This window comes from Lysinibacillus sp. JNUCC 51, assembly GCF_015999525.1.
Taxonomy (GTDB): domain Bacteria; phylum Bacillota; class Bacilli; order Bacillales_A; family Planococcaceae; genus Lysinibacillus; species Lysinibacillus xylanilyticus.
Genome location: NZ_CP065545.1, coordinates 3,653,403 through 3,669,987, shown reverse-complemented (window position 1 = coordinate 3,669,987; position 16,585 = coordinate 3,653,403). Strand labels below are relative to the sequence as shown.

14 protein-coding genes are annotated in these 16,585 nt (G+C 38.1%); 2 read left to right on the top strand and 12 right to left on the bottom strand.

The annotated features are described in order from the left end of the window. Window positions 1–75: 75 nt before the first annotated feature. The 3 genes from mdh to citZ all read right to left on the bottom strand — a co-directional run bounded on the left by mdh (window position 76) and on the right by citZ (window position 3,780). The gene (gene mdh, locus JNUCC51_RS17700; protein WP_337989081.1) at window positions 76–1,014 is read right to left on the bottom strand and encodes a malate dehydrogenase; all 939 of its coding nucleotides are present in this window, start codon (window positions 1,012–1,014) and stop codon (window positions 76–78) included. Between the two features lie 307 nt (window positions 1,015–1,321). Beyond that, window positions 1,322–2,584 carry an NADP-dependent isocitrate dehydrogenase gene (icd, locus tag JNUCC51_RS17695; RefSeq protein ID WP_337989080.1) on the bottom strand — a complete coding sequence of 421 codons (1,263 nt, stop codon included), beginning with the start codon at window positions 2,582–2,584 and terminating at the stop codon, window positions 1,322–1,324. 80 nt (window positions 2,585–2,664) lie between these two features. After that, complete coding sequence (citZ, locus tag JNUCC51_RS17690; protein WP_100544899.1) at window positions 2,665–3,780, bottom strand: citrate synthase; 1,116 nt, start codon at window positions 3,778–3,780, stop codon at window positions 2,665–2,667. Window positions 3,781–3,959: 179 nt separating this feature from the next. Between citZ and JNUCC51_RS17685 the strand changes: the two genes are divergently transcribed. Next, a complete protein-coding gene (locus JNUCC51_RS17685) occupies window positions 3,960–4,997 on the top strand; it encodes an AI-2E family transporter (protein WP_337989079.1) in 1,038 nt (345 codons plus the stop codon). On the opposite strand, the gene JNUCC51_RS17680 is transcribed toward JNUCC51_RS17685, so the two are convergent. The 9 genes from JNUCC51_RS17680 to JNUCC51_RS17640 form a co-directional block, all read right to left on the bottom strand. Next, a complete protein-coding gene (locus tag JNUCC51_RS17680) occupies window positions 4,981–5,370 on the bottom strand; it encodes an FxsA family protein (protein WP_337989078.1) in 390 nt (129 codons plus the stop codon). The two genes, JNUCC51_RS17685 and JNUCC51_RS17680, sit on opposite strands and share 17 nt — an antisense overlap. 613 nt (window positions 5,371–5,983) lie before the next feature. Then, window positions 5,984–7,744, bottom strand: coding sequence for a pyruvate kinase (gene pyk / locus JNUCC51_RS17675; protein WP_337989077.1), 1,761 nt, complete (start codon window positions 7,742–7,744; stop codon window positions 5,984–5,986). Window positions 7,745–7,771: 27 nt separating this feature from the next. Continuing rightward, complete coding sequence (gene pfkA / locus JNUCC51_RS17670; protein ID WP_337989076.1) at window positions 7,772–8,731, bottom strand: 6-phosphofructokinase; 960 nt, start codon at window positions 8,729–8,731, stop codon at window positions 7,772–7,774. Between the two features lie 278 nt (window positions 8,732–9,009). Then, window positions 9,010–9,966, bottom strand: coding sequence for an acetyl-CoA carboxylase carboxyltransferase subunit alpha (locus JNUCC51_RS17665; RefSeq protein WP_337989075.1), 957 nt, complete (start codon window positions 9,964–9,966; stop codon window positions 9,010–9,012). Beyond that, a complete protein-coding gene (accD, locus tag JNUCC51_RS17660; RefSeq protein ID WP_049667497.1) occupies window positions 9,959–10,807 on the bottom strand; it encodes an acetyl-CoA carboxylase, carboxyltransferase subunit beta in 849 nt (282 codons plus the stop codon). The genes JNUCC51_RS17665 and accD overlap by 8 nt, the downstream gene beginning before the upstream one ends. Window positions 10,808–10,828: 21 nt before the next feature. Further along, on the bottom strand, window positions 10,829–11,470 hold the full coding sequence (locus JNUCC51_RS17655; protein WP_337989074.1) for a FadR/GntR family transcriptional regulator: 642 nt from the start codon (window positions 11,468–11,470) through the stop codon (window positions 10,829–10,831). Window positions 11,471–11,474: 4 nt separating this feature from the next. Continuing rightward, complete coding sequence (locus JNUCC51_RS17650) at window positions 11,475–11,615, bottom strand: hypothetical protein (RefSeq protein ID WP_337989073.1); 141 nt, start codon at window positions 11,613–11,615, stop codon at window positions 11,475–11,477. Window positions 11,616–11,812: 197 nt separating this feature from the next. After that, window positions 11,813–14,896, bottom strand: coding sequence for a DNA polymerase III subunit alpha (dnaE, locus tag JNUCC51_RS17645; RefSeq protein ID WP_337989072.1), 3,084 nt, complete (start codon window positions 14,894–14,896; stop codon window positions 11,813–11,815). 324 nt (window positions 14,897–15,220) lie between these two features. Further along, window positions 15,221–16,165 carry a DHH family phosphoesterase gene (locus JNUCC51_RS17640; protein ID WP_337989071.1) on the bottom strand — a complete coding sequence of 315 codons (945 nt, stop codon included), beginning with the start codon at window positions 16,163–16,165 and terminating at the stop codon, window positions 15,221–15,223. Between the two features lie 90 nt (window positions 16,166–16,255). Between JNUCC51_RS17640 and JNUCC51_RS17635 the strand changes: the two genes are divergently transcribed. After that, complete coding sequence (locus JNUCC51_RS17635) at window positions 16,256–16,561, top strand: YtpI family protein (RefSeq protein WP_049667492.1); 306 nt, start codon at window positions 16,256–16,258, stop codon at window positions 16,559–16,561. Window positions 16,562–16,585 lie beyond the last annotated feature (24 nt).

Here is a 16,585-nt window from a genome sequence, read left to right as displayed (position 1 = left end):
TACTAATAATATTTTGTCTCAATACTTAAAAAAAATCGAGTAGGAATGAATCCTACTCGATTTCATAAACTTTTATTAAGCTAAAATTTCCATAACGTTGCGGACAGCCTCTGCCGATTTATCTAAAGCTGCTTTTTCATTGTCTGTTAATTCAAGTTCAAAGATTTTTTCTATACCATTTGCACCTAATAATGTCGGAACACCTAGATATAAATCATTGTAGCCATATTCGCCTTCTAAGTATGCAATAGATGGAAGTATACGCTTTTGGTCTTTAATGATAGCTTCCGCCATTTCAATAAGCGCCGCTGAAGGAGCATAATATGCAGAACCATTACCAAGAAGGTTAACGATTTCAGCGCCACCTTTACGTGTACGGTCAACAATCTCTTCAAGACGATCTGCTGGGATTAACGATTCTAATGGAATACCACCAGCGAACGAGTAACGAGTAAGTGGCACCATTGTATCACCATGACCACCTAACACAAAACCTGTGATGTCTTTTACCGAGATATTTAGTTCTTCAGCTACAAACGCACAGAAACGAGCCGTATCGAGTACACCTGATTGACCTATTACACGATTTTTAGGGAAACCAGTTTCTTTGAATACTGTGTAAGTCATTGCATCAACTGGGTTTGTAAGAACGAGGATTGTTGAATTTGGTGAGTACTTTGCAATTTCCTTAGAAACAGCTTTCATTACTTCTTGGTTAATTTGAACAAGATCGTCACGGCTCATACCTGGTTTACGAGCAACACCAGCAGTGATGATTACTACATCAGAATCTGCAGTATCTGCATAATTAGAAGTACCTTTAACATAAGAATCATAGCCTTGCACTGGTGCAGCTTCCCACATATCTAAAGCTTTACCTTTTGTTGGGTTTTCAGCTTGAGGGATATCCACTAACACTACATCACCAAGTTCTTTTTGAGCTGCTAAAAATGCTGCAGTAGCGCCAGTAAAACCGCTACCGATTACTGAGATTTTTTTTCGTTTCAGAGACATTCGAATACGCTCCTTTAAAATTAGGTTATTTAATCAATTATGTCTCGGCATAATTGCGTCAGGAATCGGCGTTGTGCAAGCACTTTCCGATTCCGTGACATCCGCCGGAGGCTTCTTTCAGCGGGTGTTTAAACACCCGCTGAAAAAAAATTAAAAGAGGGAGGAGAATAAATTCTCCTCCCTCGATTAAACAAGTTCATCGTAAATATTTTATTAAGCTAAGGTCAATAGAAATTTACATTTCACCCTAATTATATCGGCAGAAATACTTCCGCTTTAACTATAATTTCTATTTTAGAATAGAAAATTATAGGTTTTTGATTAACTCATTAGCGAATTCTGAACATTTCACTTCTGTAGCGCCGTCCATTAAACGAGCGAAGTCGTAAGTTACAACTTTAGAAGAAATTGTTTTCTCTACAGATTTAGTAACCATGTCAGCTGCTTCTTGCCATCCTAAGTGTTCAAGCATTAATACACCTGAAAGTAATACTGAAGATGGGTTTACTTTATCTTGACCAGCATATTTTGGAGCTGTACCGTGAGTAGCTTCGAAGATCGCGTGACCAGTTACATAGTTAATGTTTGCGCCTGGAGCGATACCGATACCACCAACTTGAGCAGCTAATGCGTCAGAGATATAGTCACCGTTTAAGTTCATTGTAGCAACTACATCGAACTCATTTGGACGAGTTAAGATTTGTTGTAAGAAGATATCAGCGATAGAATCTTTAACTAAGATTTTACCAGCTGCTAAAGCGTCAGCTTGTGCTTTGTTTGCTGCTTCTTCACCTTGTTCAGCTTTAATAGCATCATATTGGTTCCAAGTGAATGTTTGATCAGCAAATTCTTTTTCAGCTAATTCATAACCCCATTTTTTGAATCCACCTTCAGTGAATTTCATGATGTTACCTTTGTGTACTAAAGTAACAGATGGGCGTTTATGAGTAATAGCATATTCGATAGCAGAACGTACTAAACGCTCAGTACCTTCTTTAGATACAGGTTTTACACCGATACCAGAAGTTTCTGGGAAGCGGATTTTGTTTACACCAAATTCAGATTGTAGGAAGTTGATGATTTTTTGTGCTTGTTCAGAGCCAGATTCGAATTCGATACCAGCATAGATGTCTTCTGTGTTTTCGCGGAAGATAACCATATCAACGTCTTCTGGACGTTTAACTGGAGAAGGTACTCCATCAAAGTGACGTACTGGACGTAAGCATACATATAGGTCAAGCTGTTGACGTAATGCTACGTTTAGAGAGCGGATACCACCACCGATTGGAGTAGTAAGAGGACCTTTAATTGCGATTAGGTATTCGTTAATTTTGTCTAAAGTTTCTTGTGGTAACCATTCACCAGTTTGGTTGAATGCTTTTTCACCAGCTAAAACTTCTAACCATTCGATTTTCTTTTCGCCGTTGTAAGCTTTTTCTACTGCTGCGTCGATTACGCGTGATGCTGCAGCCCAAATATCTGGACCGATTCCGTCACCTTCGATGAAAGGAATCACTGGATTGTTTGGTACATTAAGTACGCCATTTTCAACTACAATTTTGTTTGACATTGATGTTGCCTCCTAAATTCATAATCATAGGACTGTGTTATCAGTAACACAGTCCCAAATATTCTAGCATATTTTCCGAATTAGCGCTCGCTGATTGGAACATATTTTTGCATGCCTGGTCCAACATACTCTGCACGTGGACGGATTAGGCGGTTGTTAGCATATTGCTCAAGAATATGAGCTACCCAACCAGAAGTACGTGATACTGCGAAAATTGGTGTGAATAGGTCATGATCAATACCTAAAGAATCATACACTGACGCAGAGAAGAAGTCTACGTTTGCAGGTAATTTCTTTTGTTCTACGATCATGTCATGGATTTTAACTGACATTTCATAAAGCTCTGGTTTACCAGTTAGCTCAGTTAATTTTTGTGACATTACACGTAAGTGTGGTGCACGTGGGTCGCCTTTGCGGTATACGCGGTGACCGAAGCCCATGATTTTTTCTTTGTTATCTAATTTATTTTGAATATAAGATTCAACGTTTTCAAGTGAGCCGATTTCAGTTAACATTTTCATAACTTGCTCATTTGCACCACCATGAAGTGGTCCTTTTAATGCACCGATAGCTGCAGTTACACCAGAATAAACATCAGATAATGTAGCTACACATACACGTGCTGTGAATGTAGATGCATTTAATTCGTGATCAGCATGTAATACTAATGCTTTGTCGAATGCTTCAACTTCGATTGCTGCTGGTTCTTCACCTTTAAGCATGTATAAGAAGTTTGCTGCATATCCTAATTCTGGTTTTGGCGCAACTGGCTCTAAACCTTTACGAACACGTGCAAATGCAGTAACTACTGTAGCAATTTTAGCTTGTAAACGGATTGCTTTACGGTAGTTAGCTTCTGTATCCATAACATCCGCTTCTTCATCGAATACACCAAGTAAAGATACTGCAGTACGTAGTGCAGCCATTGGATGTACAGTTGAAAGTGGGTATGATTTGAATTGGTCTACAATTGCTTGTGGAATAGACATGTTGTCTGCCAATTGTTGTTTTAATTCAGCTAGCTCGTCCGCTTTTGGTAAACGAGTATGCCATAATAAATAAATTACCTCTTCGAATGACGCGTTCTCTGCTAAATCATCAATGTTGTAACCAACATATGTAAGTGTGTCATCGATAATTGAACTGATTTTAGATTCCGCTGCTACGATACCTTCTAAACCTTTAGTTGCTGACATAAATTATCGCTCCCTCATAATATATTTTTCAGTTGTAAATGCAGTTATTAGCTCACATTTACGTTTTTTGCTCATATGAACCATTAAGTTAATCGCTTACATTGCTATTATAATCATTTTTGACAGCTTTGTGAATGAAAAACCTCCGAATAAAGAAAAAGGCGCACGAGCGATTATAAATGAGCTTTAAAGAGATTCTTTTGTACATTACAATATTAATTTATTATTTGAAACGGGGTGAATTTGTAAAAATGAGGAATATTAAATATTTTTCATACGAAAGAACTACAAATGTTTTGCTTTTCATATTTTATTTGGTTATATTGTGGTTCGTTCTACCTGTATCACTTGCGATTTTTTTGTCTTTTTCTACGTACCCTATCATAAAATTCCTTCACTCGTATTGTAGAATGACCTATTGGCTTGCAGCAATTATTGTTGAAGCACTTATACTAGCTTGCATTTTTCTTCTTGTTATCATATCTATAAACAGTATTATTCTTGTCTTCCCTGAAATCAGAGATACACTACAAAATTTTCCACTTTTCAATGAATATGAATCAATGTTCATCCAAGTTTTAAAGGAAAAATCGCTTTCTATCTTCGATTCAATCTTTTTATACACAGCTAATATTTTCCAACTATTAATGAAGCATGTAATTGAAGTATTTATATTCCTTGTTGCTTACTATTTCGCCCTATTGGAAACCCGCAAATCCCGATATTGGTTTTTTCAATATGTGCCAAAAAAATTCCGCAATGAATGGCAGAAGCACTTTTCTAAAATTATGCAGCTATTTCATTACTTTTTGTACGTGGAGTTTCAGCTATTTACGATTACACTGCTCATTCTTTGTGCGGGATTTATGATTCTCCAATTTGAACAAGCCATCATTAAAGCTTTTATAGTTGCATTTGCAGATGTACTTCCGTTCTTCGGGATTGGAGTATTTCTTGTACCCATGAGCATTTATTTTTACTTAAAAGGCAATACCTTTTTATGTGTTTCAATTTTACTTTTGTATCTCTTCGTTCAATTAACAAGGCAGCTAGCTGAATCCATGCTTTGGTCGAATACATTACAGTTACGTACTTTCCACACCTTTTTCATCAGTGCTGCCTCTATTTTATTATTTGGTTTTTACGGCATTTTACTGAGCCCTATATTTTTATTTTTGGCAGTTAAACTAAAGGACAATGCTATTTTTGAACGATGATAAATTGACCTTTTTTCATTTTTTTCCGCATCCAATAATAAAAGATTGGCTGGAACATTTTACAAGAAAAAGGCATAAGCAGTAATAATCCAACAAGATCTGTTATAAAACCTGGTAATGCTAGAAGTACACCACCACTGAAATTTAATACTGTATCAACTAATGCTGGCCCGGGAGCTTCTCCGCGTGCTATCGTATTTTTTACCTTTTGTATAGAATTCATACCTTTATTTTTCACTATATAAATACCTATAATACTCGTAGCGACTATAAGCAATAATGTATTTAGAACACCAATACTTTGACCAATTACTATTAATAACGCCAACTCGGCTAATGCATAGACAATGAAACCAAGAAAAACTTTTCTCATATTTTTCTCCTTTCTATCTGAAAAAGCTATATCTTTTATACGTTATTATAGCCCATTAAGTTTCATTAAAAAATAATGGGTCCTATTTAAGAGATGACGACGCTATTATTTTTATAGTAAATCTCATTCCAAGAGAGAAAAGGATCGATTTCAATTTGGTTAAATATTGATTAAACGCTCATAACCATAACGTGGGGGTTGGTTTCCGTTCCGGCAGGGCGCTTTGTAGCTGTCGCTTTGCTTTCGCTACATGAAAACATTTGCCGCTGACGCTTCGCTTTCGCGCAGAGCAGAGCTTCCTGGGGGCGTCCGCTGAGCCGCTTCACTCGCGTTGCTCGCTCCAGGGTCTCGGGGCAACAGGATGTTGGTCACGAAGGCTTATCACAGGACGTGATGCTTTTAGCATTCGTTCCTCTATATCGCTAATCCCCAAGGTGTCGCCCAGCCTCCACTCCAATCAACTTATACACACGACATACTTTTTAACAAAATATCATTCCCAGATTTAGGTGAAACACCGCAAAATGCTATTTACTTCTATTTTATAAGAAAAGCTCTAGTACAATTTTTTGCACTAGAGCTTTTTTATAGACAAAACATTTGCTAAAAGAAATTAAAGTACACTTGCATGCCCTTTGTAAATAACTCCTGTTTCAGCATCCATTGTAATTTCTTGACCGTGGCGAATCAATGTAGTGGCTTCTTTTACTCCGACGATAACAGGGATACCAAGGCTTAGTCCTACAACCGCTGCATGACTTGTTAGCCCGCCCTCCTCTGTAATCAGACCAATACAATTTTCAAGTGCTGGCATCATATCACGATCTGAGCCAAGCGTTACTAAAATGCATCCTTCTGTATCATAAGCTAGTGCCTCTGCTGCATTTTTCGCAACAACTGTTTTACCTACTACTGAAGCTTTGCCGATTCCTTGACCACGAGCTAATAAATCTCCGATGATGTGTACCTTCATTAAGTTAGTTGTACCTGCTTCACCTACTGGTACACCTGCTGTGATGACAACTGCATCACCGTGCGTTACAAAACCATGCTTCAAACTTTCATCAACAGCTAGCTCTAAAATTTCATCTGTTGTCGAAACTCGTTGACAAACAACTGGGTTTACACCCCAAACTAGTGTTAATGCATGAGCTGTATTGGAAGAACCTGTTACAGCGACAATCGGTACACCTGGGCGATATTTTGCAATCATTCTAGCTGTGTTACCACTTTCTGTTGGTGCTAATACTGCCTTTACACCTAAGTTAATCGAAGTATATGCTACAGCCTGAGAAATCGCCTCAGTCATATTTGCCTCTTTTTCACGACTACGTGTAGAGACGATTGCCTTATAGTCTAATGAATTTTCTGTACGCTGTGCGATTTTATTCATTGTTTGTACGGACTCTACTGGATAAAGCCCTGCTGCCGTTTCACCAGATAGCATAATTGCATCTGTACCATCGATAATTGCGTTTGCTACGTCACTAGCCTCTGCTCGTGTTGGACGTGGATTACGCTGCATCGAATCTAACATTTGTGTAGCTGTAATAACTGGTTTACCTACTTGATTACATTTTAAAATTAATTTCTTTTGTACAAGTGGTACTTCTTCTGCTGGGATTTCTACACCTAGGTCACCACGTGCTACCATTAATCCATCTGAAACTAAGATGATTTCATCGATATTATCGACACCCTCTTGGTTTTCGATTTTCGGAATAATTTGAATGTGGTTACCGCCATTTTGTTCAAGTAATTCTCGAATTTCTAGTACATCCTTTGCTCGACGAACGAACGAGGCTGCAATAAAATCAACACCTTGTTTAATACCGAAAAGAATGTCTTGTGCATCTTTTTCTGTAATTCCAGGAAGCTGTACAGAAACACCCGGCACGTTAACACCCTTTTTATTTTTTAAGACACCTGCATTTTCAACAATCGTATGAATAAGGCCTTTTTCCATATCTTTTGCTAATACACGTAATTGAATAAGTCCATCATCTAATAAAATTATAGAGTTTTGCTCAACGTCCTCGATTAAACGATCATACGTTACAGAGAAGCTTGACTCAGTTCCTTCAACTTCAGTCATTGAAATATCAATTACTTGCCCCGCTGCTAAATGCAATTCTCCGTTTTTCATATTATGTGTACGAATTTCAGGACCTTTTGTGTCGAGTAAAATTCCAACTGGTTTCCCTAATTTTTGTGCTACTTCGCGAATTAAATTAATACGTACTTCGTGCTCCTCATGAGAACCATGGGAAAAGTTTAAGCGGGCTACATTCATACCTGCTTCAATTAGTTTCTCTAAAACTTCTGGTGATTCACTTGCTGGACCAATTGTACATACGATTTTTGTTTTTCTCATTTTCTTCCCACTCCGTTTTATAACAAATTATATTGATAGTTCTTTCATTAAAGTATATAAGCTTACATCTGCCTCATGATTTTTTTCGAAAGCCTCAGGCATATCATAGTCAATAACTTGATGATTGCGGATACCTACCGCCCTGCCAGACTTCCCTTCCATTAGTAATTCAACTGCATGTGCTCCGAATTGACTCGCTAGAACACGATCACGCGCAGTTGGTGAACCGCCACGTTGGATATGTCCAAGAACAGAAACACGCGTTTCTTTTCCTGTTTTTTCAAATAATAGTTTTGCCAGTTCATTACCAGACATGACACCCTCAGCAACTATAATTATGCTATGCTTTTTCTCACGAGCAGCCCCACGATCTAAGCGTGCCACAATTTCATCCAAATTATAATCTTCTTCTGGAATTAAAACCGTTTCAGCTCCAGCTGCAAGACCTGCCCATAAAGCAATGTCCCCTGCATCTCGTCCCATTACCTCAACAATAAAGGAATTTTCATGGGAAGTTGCTGTATCACGAATTTTATCAATTGATTCCACAACTGTATTTAGTGCAGTATCAAATCCTATAGTATACTCGGTTCCTGGTACGTCGTTATCAATTGTTCCTGGTACGCCAACAACAGGAAAGCCTTTTTTCACTAAATCCATGGCACCACGGTAGGAACCATCACCGCCAATAACGACTAGTCCTTCAATGCCAGCTTCACGCATATTATCAATGCCTCGCTGCTGAACAGCGTCTTCTTTAAATTCAGGACATCTTGCTGAGTTTAAATTTGTACCACCACGTTGAATTATCCCACCTACTGAACCTAAATCAAGATTTTCCATGTTGCCTTTTATTAAGCCATCATAGCCATGCTTAATTCCGACAACATCAATTCCATGATATGCTGCTTTACGAACGACTGCACGAATGGCTGCATTCATTCCTGGCGCATCTCCACCACTTGTTAATACGGCAATTTTTTTCATTGTCGAACCTCCTGCAGATACTATTATTATTCACATTAACATGAAAAAACAAACTATGTAAGTGTTCTGAGGCTAGAAAAACATAACTTTTACATAAAAAATAAAAAGAATGCGCTTTCACACACTCTTTCTATTTGAAAACATCCGAAATTTAACATTTATTCAATATATTTTCACGACTTTTTACGGTGTTCACTCTAGGTATTCCATTTAATACAAATCACAATTTTTAACTATTTTCGAGCAAATCAACATATTCAAAAACCTAAAACTGTAATTTACGCTTCTGTATATTGGCCAATTTTTTTAAATTTCTCATAACGGTCTTCAATTAATTGTTCGCCATTTAAAGAATTTAATGCTTTAAGTGTATCGCTTATACATTCTTTTATATTATGTGCTTGCTTCGCTACATTGCGATGTGCTCCACCTGTAATCTCAGGGATAATTCCATCAATAACACCAAGCTCTTTTAAGTCAGGTGCTGTTATTCGCATCGCTTCAGCCGCTTGCTTCGCTAAGCTACCATCACGCCATAAAATCGACGCAGCTCCTTCTGGTGAGATAACCGAATATGTTGAGTTTTCTAGCATAAAGACACGATTTGCTACACCTAATGCAAGTGCACCACCGCTTCCGCCTTCCCCAATAACGATTGAAATAACTGGTACTTTTAAGCCCGCCATTTCGACTAGATTTCTAGCAATCGCTTCACTTTGACCGCGTTCTTCAGCTGCCTTACCCGGATAAGCACCTTTCGTATCAATAAAACAAATAATTGGACGGTTAAACTTCTCAGCCTGTTTCATTAAACGTAATGCTTTACGATATCCTTCAGGGTGTGGCATCCCGAAATTTCGACGTATGTTTTCCTTTGTGGATTTTCCGCGTTGGTGTCCAATAATTGTTATCGGCTGGCCCTCAAAAAATGCAATTCCTCCAAGAATAGCTGCATCATCACCAAACGTACGATCACCATGTAACTCAATAAAGTTTTCACACATAGCTTCTATATATTGTAAAGTTGTTGGTCGTTCTGGATGTCTAGCAACCTGTACACGATCCCATGGCTTCATATTGGCATAAATTGATTGTTCAAGCTGTGTCAGACGTGTTTCAAGCTTTTCGATTTCGCCTGTCATATCTACATCTGCTTCGGTAGCAATCGTTTTTAATTCATCAATTTTTTCACGTAATTGTACTACTGGTTCTTCAAAAGCTAAATTTTTAGACATGTTGCACGCCGCCTTTCGTATGCATTTTTACAAGTACAGCTACTTGGTTTCGTAAATCTTTTCGATGGAAAATGGCATCAAGCTGACCATGCGCCAGTAAAAATTCAGCCGTTTGGAAATCACTTGGTAGTTTTTCTCTTACTGTTTCTTCGATTACACGACGACCAGCAAAGCCAATCAATGCTTGTGGCTCCGCGATATTAATATCTCCAACAGAGGCAAAACTAGCAGAAACGCCACCTGTTGTAGGATGCGTGAGTATTGAAATAAACAATAGACCTTCATCACTATGACGTTTTAATGCCACACTCGTTTTTGCCATTTGCATTAAAGATAGGACGCCTTCTTGCATGCGCGCTCCGCCACTTGCTGTAAAGATAATAAACGGTACACGTAATTCCGTAGCTTTTTCAACAGCACGTGTAATTTTTTCTCCAACAACTGAGCCCATTGAACCCATACGGAAATGAGAATCCATAATTGCTACAACAATTTCTTCTCCATCAAGGGTACCTTTTCCTGTCAGTACAGCTTCGTTTAATCCTGTTTTTTGTTGATCCGCTGAAATTTTTTCAACATAAGCAGGGAAATTAAGAGGATTGCTTGTTTGTAAATGATCATCCATTGAAACAAATGAACCTTCATCTAAAAAACAGGCTACGCGCTCCTGGGCTGTCATTTTGAAGTGATGGTCACATTTTGAACATACTTTATTATTTTTTTCTAATTCCTTCGTTAATTGAATGTGACGGCATTCTGGACATTTTGTCATAAGTCCTTCTGGAAATCCCTTTTCTTGTCCGTCCTCTTTCTTTTTAGTAAATAGGCTACGAATTGCCATGTTTGACTCCCCCTTTGTTGTCTAATTACTTTGTACAGTCTTCATCCACTGCTCATAAGCTTTTAATGCTTCTTTTTCATAGCCTAGCTGCATCGATTTCAACATAGTTTGAATGATTATTTTTTCTTCTTCTGTTGAGTTTCGATTTAAACGGTCACCGTCATAAACTGCTAATTGAAACCATACTTTTAGTGAAAGACGATTTCCTGACGTGATTATTATTTCCCGTAAAACATCCAGACAATTAATCGTACCTTCTATCTCTAGCTTTACAAAAAAACTGTCCCACACAGGTAGTGTTCGCAGAGTTTCTATACAACTTATTACGCGAATAGCTTCCTTTTCATGAATTTGTCGCGTTAATTCGACATCCTTTTTTGATTTTTCATCTTCTAATATAAACATCGACAGTATTTCTACGAGCTGATGCTTTTGTGTGGAAGCTAGGAATGTACCTCCCCCATGTTTCGTTTCAATAAGACCTAACAATTCTAAGCTTCGCAATGCCTCTCTCACAGAGGATCGCCCGACACCTAGACGTTCTGAAAGAACTCGTTCAGAAGGGAGTTTTTCACCAGCCTGTATTTTTTCCGTTTTAATAAGTTGTCGTAGTTGCTGGACGATATCTAAAAACACTTTCTTTTGTTCGGTTTTTTTATCCATACGATCAACTCCTCGTTCTATCATTTTCGCCTTGGCCTAATTGTTGCTTTCGCACAGAAAACATTTGTTGCTGTCGCTTCGCTTTCGCTACAGAAAACATTTGTTGCTGTCGCTTCGCTTTTACGCAGATAAACAATGCGTCCAATGGCTTTATCTTCATTCAGAAAGTATTTGGAAACCTAACTAAATCCACCACCTTCGGAAGATGGAGTCTTCTACTGATTGAAAACAAAAGTGGTCTGGCCACTTTTCAACATTGACTATAGCTTACAAAAAAATTATTAAAAAGTAAAGAAAAAAACTGCATAAAAATTTATGCAGTTTCTAGAATTTTCTTCAATTTCATATTCTTTTCGTCGTTTGTGCATGTTTTACTTTCACTTGAGGTCTACCAAAGCGCCTTTCCAGCGTTCCCTCAATGTAAAGCAATTCATCTTCTAGTAACAGCTCTTGAACAAGATGAAAAACTTGCGGGAATAAAGTTACAGACACCGTTCCAAACTCATCCTGAAGCTGCACAAAGGCCATTTGTTCACCTTTTTTAGTGCGTATTTTTTTCACTTCTTCTATCATGCCTATCATTTTTACATACGTTCCCTCACGAATATGTTTTAACTCTCGGCACGTATTATTTACTTCATTCCAAAAAGCTCTTTCCTCTGAGACCGGATGTGCTGAGATATAAAAACCAAGACTTTCCTTTTCATGGAGTAATTTTTCTTTTTGTTGCATCGCTTCCGCTTCCATATACTTCGGTTTACCAAAACTAAAGGCAGTAGCCGATTCTATATCAATGTCCTCAGTTGGTCTTAACAATTCAGCATGCTTTAAGGCTGCCTCCAATGTTGCTATTAGTACAGCACGATCTTTACCTATATAATCTAGAGCACCCGCGAAAATTAAAGATTCCATAACTTTTGGTTTAAAATGCTGTGCACTTAAAGCAACCGCCAAGTCAAATAGATTATCAAATGCTTCTGCGTTCGTTTTGCGTAAGGTATTCACCGTCTCTATAAATGTATGAGGTACTCCCTTTATTCCGGATAAACTATAGCGAATTCCATCCTTTTCAACAGTAAAAAATTTTGTACTCTGTTTTAATGAAGGTGGATAAAATGGAATCCCCTTCTCTTTCGCTTCACTCACAACCTGTAGGATTTTCTCCACATTTCCTGTTGCATTTGATAAAAGTGCTGTATAAAAGCTTTGTGGGAAATGTGCCTTTAAATAAGCCATTTGGTAGGAAATAACGCTATATGCGACAGCATGGCTTTTTGGGAAACCATAGTCTGCAAAGCGCACAATTAATGCATACACTTCTTCTGCCACATGAACGTCAAAGCCTTGCTTCATTGCTCCCTTTACAAACGCAGCACGTTGCTCCTCTAATACTTGACGATTTTTCTTACTTACCGCCCGACGCAATAAATCCGCTTGTCCCATCGTAAAACCTGCCATTACCGAAGCAATTTGCATGATCTGTTCTTGATAAACTATGACACCAAACGTCTCTCTTAAAATAGGTTCTAAAGCTGGATGTGGCATAGTAACTGATTCCTTACCTGCTTTTCGTCTTGCATATACAGGAATAAAATCCATCGGCCCAGGGCGATACAAAGCGTTGATTGCTACTATATCTAAAAAATGATTTGGATGAATATCACGTAAAGCTTGCTTCATACCTTCCGATTCTAATTGGAAAATCCCTAATGTATCTCCCGTTTGAAGAAGTTTAAATGTCTTTTCATCATGCATTGGAATAAGGTCAAACTCTATCCAAGGACCACCCGCTTTATAAATTGACCAACGTATCTGCTCTAAAATTGTCAGATTGCGCAATCCTAAAAAGTCCATTTTGACAAGTCCACTAGCTTCTACATCTCCCATCGGCCATTGCGTACAATATATTCCATCATGCCCTTCTTCAATCGGTATCGTATTGACTAACGGTGAAGGTGACAGCACAATCCCAGCCGCATGAGTAGAAGAATTTCTTGGCAACCCTTCAAGTTTTAACGCCACTTCAAACCAGCGACGATGTTTTTCATCCTCGGCTAGCCAGCCTTGTAAGCCTTGTGATTCAGCCAGTGCTTTTTGCAATGTTATCCCAGGTTTATTTGGAATCATTTTTGAGATTTTCTCCAATGTTTCAGTGTCAAAACCAAAAACACGTGCAACATCTCTAGCTACTGCCTTAGCAGATAAAGTGCCAAACGTAATAATTTGCGCTACATTTGCCTTTCCATATTTCTGAGCAACATAATTGATAACTTTTTGTCTTTTACTGTCGACAAAATCGATATCAATATCTGGCAATGTTACACGTTCAGGGTTTAAAAATCGTTCAAATAATAAGCCGTAAACTAATGGATCTACTTGCGTAATTGATAAGCTATAGGCCACAAGAGAACTCGCTGAAGAACCACGACCAGGACCAGTTAAAATACGATTTTCTTTAGCAAAATGCATAAAATCTGCAACAATTAAAAAATAATCTGCAAAGCCCATCGAACAAATAATTTCAAGTTCATATTGAAGTCGCTCCCTATAAACTTGAGGAATTTCAGTTTGCTTTAAACGTTCTGCTAATCCTGCAAAAGCCTCTTCGACAAGCAAGCTTTCGGCCGTTTCCCCAGTTGGCACAGGAAATTTAGGCATTTGAACGTGCATTTCAGGAATTTCCGCCGTACAGCTAGCTAGCATTGTTACACTAGACTCAAGCCATTCTGGATGATCTGCAAACCAACTTTGCCATTCCTCTTTCGTTGGAGCAAAATGACCTTGTAAATGGGTTGATAACATTGTACCGGTAAGCTTGTCACCGGAATCTATCGCTCTTGCAACCTCAAAGGCAAAATGATCTTCTGGACGTAAAAAATAGCAGCTCTGAGAGGCAACCATCGTTATGTTCATAGTTTCACACCATGCTACAAACATATTTTCTTTTTCAGCTCTTATTCCTGCAGGTCTTGCTATACCCATAAATAAAAGCTTACCAAATACCTTGTTTAGAGCACTTGCTATATCAGTCCAATCCTCAATTTCTATTAAGTCATCCGAAGAAAGTAAAGCCACACAGCCCGCTGCATATCCTTCAAGCCATTTCCAAGGAAGCGCATCATCCTCTCGAATTGAAACTGCGCTACTAATCTTTAAAAGATGCTGGTAGCCTTCTTCCGTCTGAGCATATAGCACCAGTGGAACTTTTCTTTCTTGCCACTGTACATTTATTGTGAGCCCTAATACAGCATGAATATTCGCTTGCTGCAATGCTTTACTAAAAGGCAAAAGCCCGTACAATTTTGAATTGACGATTGCACAGGCTTGAGTATTTTGCTCTTGTAAAAAAGGGATCAATTGTTCAAGCCGAATCGTACTTTTCAATAAATCCGCACTCGTATGCATTTTCGTATATACATGTGTCAAATGAATCCCTTCCTTTCTAGGTATTAAAAAATGTTAATTTCAAAACTTTATTATTATGGCAGAAGTACATTCTAATTCTATTGAGTTTTCAAATCATCACTAAATATTGGATAATCGTCATGATGAGTGGTTGATTTCCGTTCCGGCTGGGCGCTTTGTTGCTGCCGCTACGTTAGCACTACGCTTTCGCACAGAGCAAAGCTTCCTAGGGGCGTCCGATGAGCCGCAAGGAGTCGCCCAGCCTCCACTCCAATCAACTTATATATGGCATACATTTAACAAATGTCATCCACAAAATTTAGCGATTGAGCCCAATATTCATGTTTATTGATATGCCTTACAAATTTCCTGTAATCTCGTTATAACACGCTCTGCCTCTTCCCATGAATAAGCTGTAGCCCCAGAAGCAAGCGGATGCCCCCCACCATTAAATTCCTTAGCCAAAGTATTAATAATAGGGCCTTTTGAGCGTAGACGCACACGAATCTGATCGGCCTCTTCAATGAAGACTACCCATGCACAAATACCTTTTACACTTCCAAGACAGCCTACTAACAAGGACGCCTCTGACGGTACAACATTGAATTCTGCCAACAATTCTTTTGTCAGCTTGATATGTGCCGCTCCATACTCATCCATTTTGAAGTTTTGATAAATATAGCCTTGTAAATTTAAAAGCTTTTGTTCCATTTCATACATTCCATCGAAAATTTGATTTCGATCAAAATTATATGTAATAAGTTCTCCTGCAATTTTAAACGTTTTTACGGTCGTACTAGGGAATTGGAAACGTCCTGTATCCCCTACAATACCAGCAAATAATAATCTTGCGGAAGCATCAGATAAAATCCAGTTTGCTACTTGTTTTCCTTCTTCAAAAAGCTCATAAATCATTTCACTACAAGAGCTCGCATTGGTATCCACCCACAGTAAATCACCATACTGATCATCATTTGGATGGTGATCTATTTTAATGATCATTTTACCCTTTGTATAGCGTTGATCGTCCACACGTTCAGTATTTGCAGTGTCTGTCACTATAACTAAAGCATCGTCGTATATATCATCTGTAATGTTATCTGGATTAGCTAAAAATGATAATGATTCATCATGCTCACCAACTGCAAAAACCTTCTTTTCTGGATAATTTGCTAAAATAAGCTCTTTTAACCCTTGCTGAGATCCATAAGCATCTGGATCCGGACGCACGTGGCGATGAATAATGATTGTTTCATATGAAGCAATTGTGTCGATGATTTGTCTTTTCAAATTAATTTCCCCCAAAATGATAGTAATAACCGTTAGCATTTTTCTTTAATTATCGTTACAATAATGACTAGTTATGCTAGGAGGTTTACTATGCTCAATTTAATATTTGTGTTTGCAATAATCATATCATTTGTTTTTTATTTTTATTTTAAAACAAAACAGTTCCGTTCTTCATTACCGATCGCTAAAAATTGGTACAAAAGCAAAGCGAATGTAAGCTTCGGTGGATTTATTCTTTTATTCGGCTTAAACCAAGCCTATTTATTCCCTGGGTTATTTACATTTATTATTGTAGCAATTCTTGTCGTTTTAGGCATCTTTGTTGTAATCGAAAATATTAAAAGGGTTCGTCACTACGGTCAATTTGTTGACGAGGAGTACCGAATTAACCAATAAATAATCAATTATGCCTCGGCATAA

Excerpts from the sequence above, each read along its gene's own strand:
- icd (WP_337989080.1), bottom strand. The coding sequence starts at position 2,584 with ATGTCAAACAAAATTGTAGTTGAAAATGGCGTACTTAATGTACCAAAC.
- JNUCC51_RS17680 (WP_337989078.1), bottom strand. The coding sequence starts at position 5,370 with ATGAGAAAAGTTTTTCTTGGTTTCATTGTCTATGCATTAGCCGAGTTG.
- JNUCC51_RS17685 (WP_337989079.1), top strand. The coding sequence starts at position 3,960 with ATGAGCTTTAAAGAGATTCTTTTGTACATTACAATATTAATTTATTAT.
- pyk (WP_337989077.1), bottom strand. The coding sequence starts at position 7,744 with ATGAGAAAAACAAAAATCGTATGTACAATTGGTCCAGCAAGTGAATCA.
- JNUCC51_RS17665 (WP_337989075.1), bottom strand. The coding sequence starts at position 9,966 with ATGTCTAAAAATTTAGCTTTTGAAGAACCAGTAGTACAATTACGTGAA.
- JNUCC51_RS17655 (WP_337989074.1), bottom strand. The coding sequence starts at position 11,470 with ATGGATAAAAAAACCGAACAAAAGAAAGTGTTTTTAGATATCGTCCAG.
- citZ (WP_100544899.1), bottom strand. The coding sequence starts at position 3,780 with ATGTCAGCAACTAAAGGTTTAGAAGGTATCGTAGCAGCGGAATCTAAA.
- pfkA (WP_337989076.1), bottom strand. The coding sequence starts at position 8,731 with ATGAAAAAAATTGCCGTATTAACAAGTGGTGGAGATGCGCCAGGAATG.
- mdh (WP_337989081.1), bottom strand. The coding sequence starts at position 1,014 with ATGTCTCTGAAACGAAAAAAAATCTCAGTAATCGGTAGCGGTTTTACT.
- JNUCC51_RS17635 (WP_049667492.1), top strand. The coding sequence starts at position 16,256 with ATGCTCAATTTAATATTTGTGTTTGCAATAATCATATCATTTGTTTTT.
- accD (WP_049667497.1), bottom strand. The coding sequence starts at position 10,807 with ATGGCAATTCGTAGCCTATTTACTAAAAAGAAAGAGGACGGACAAGAA.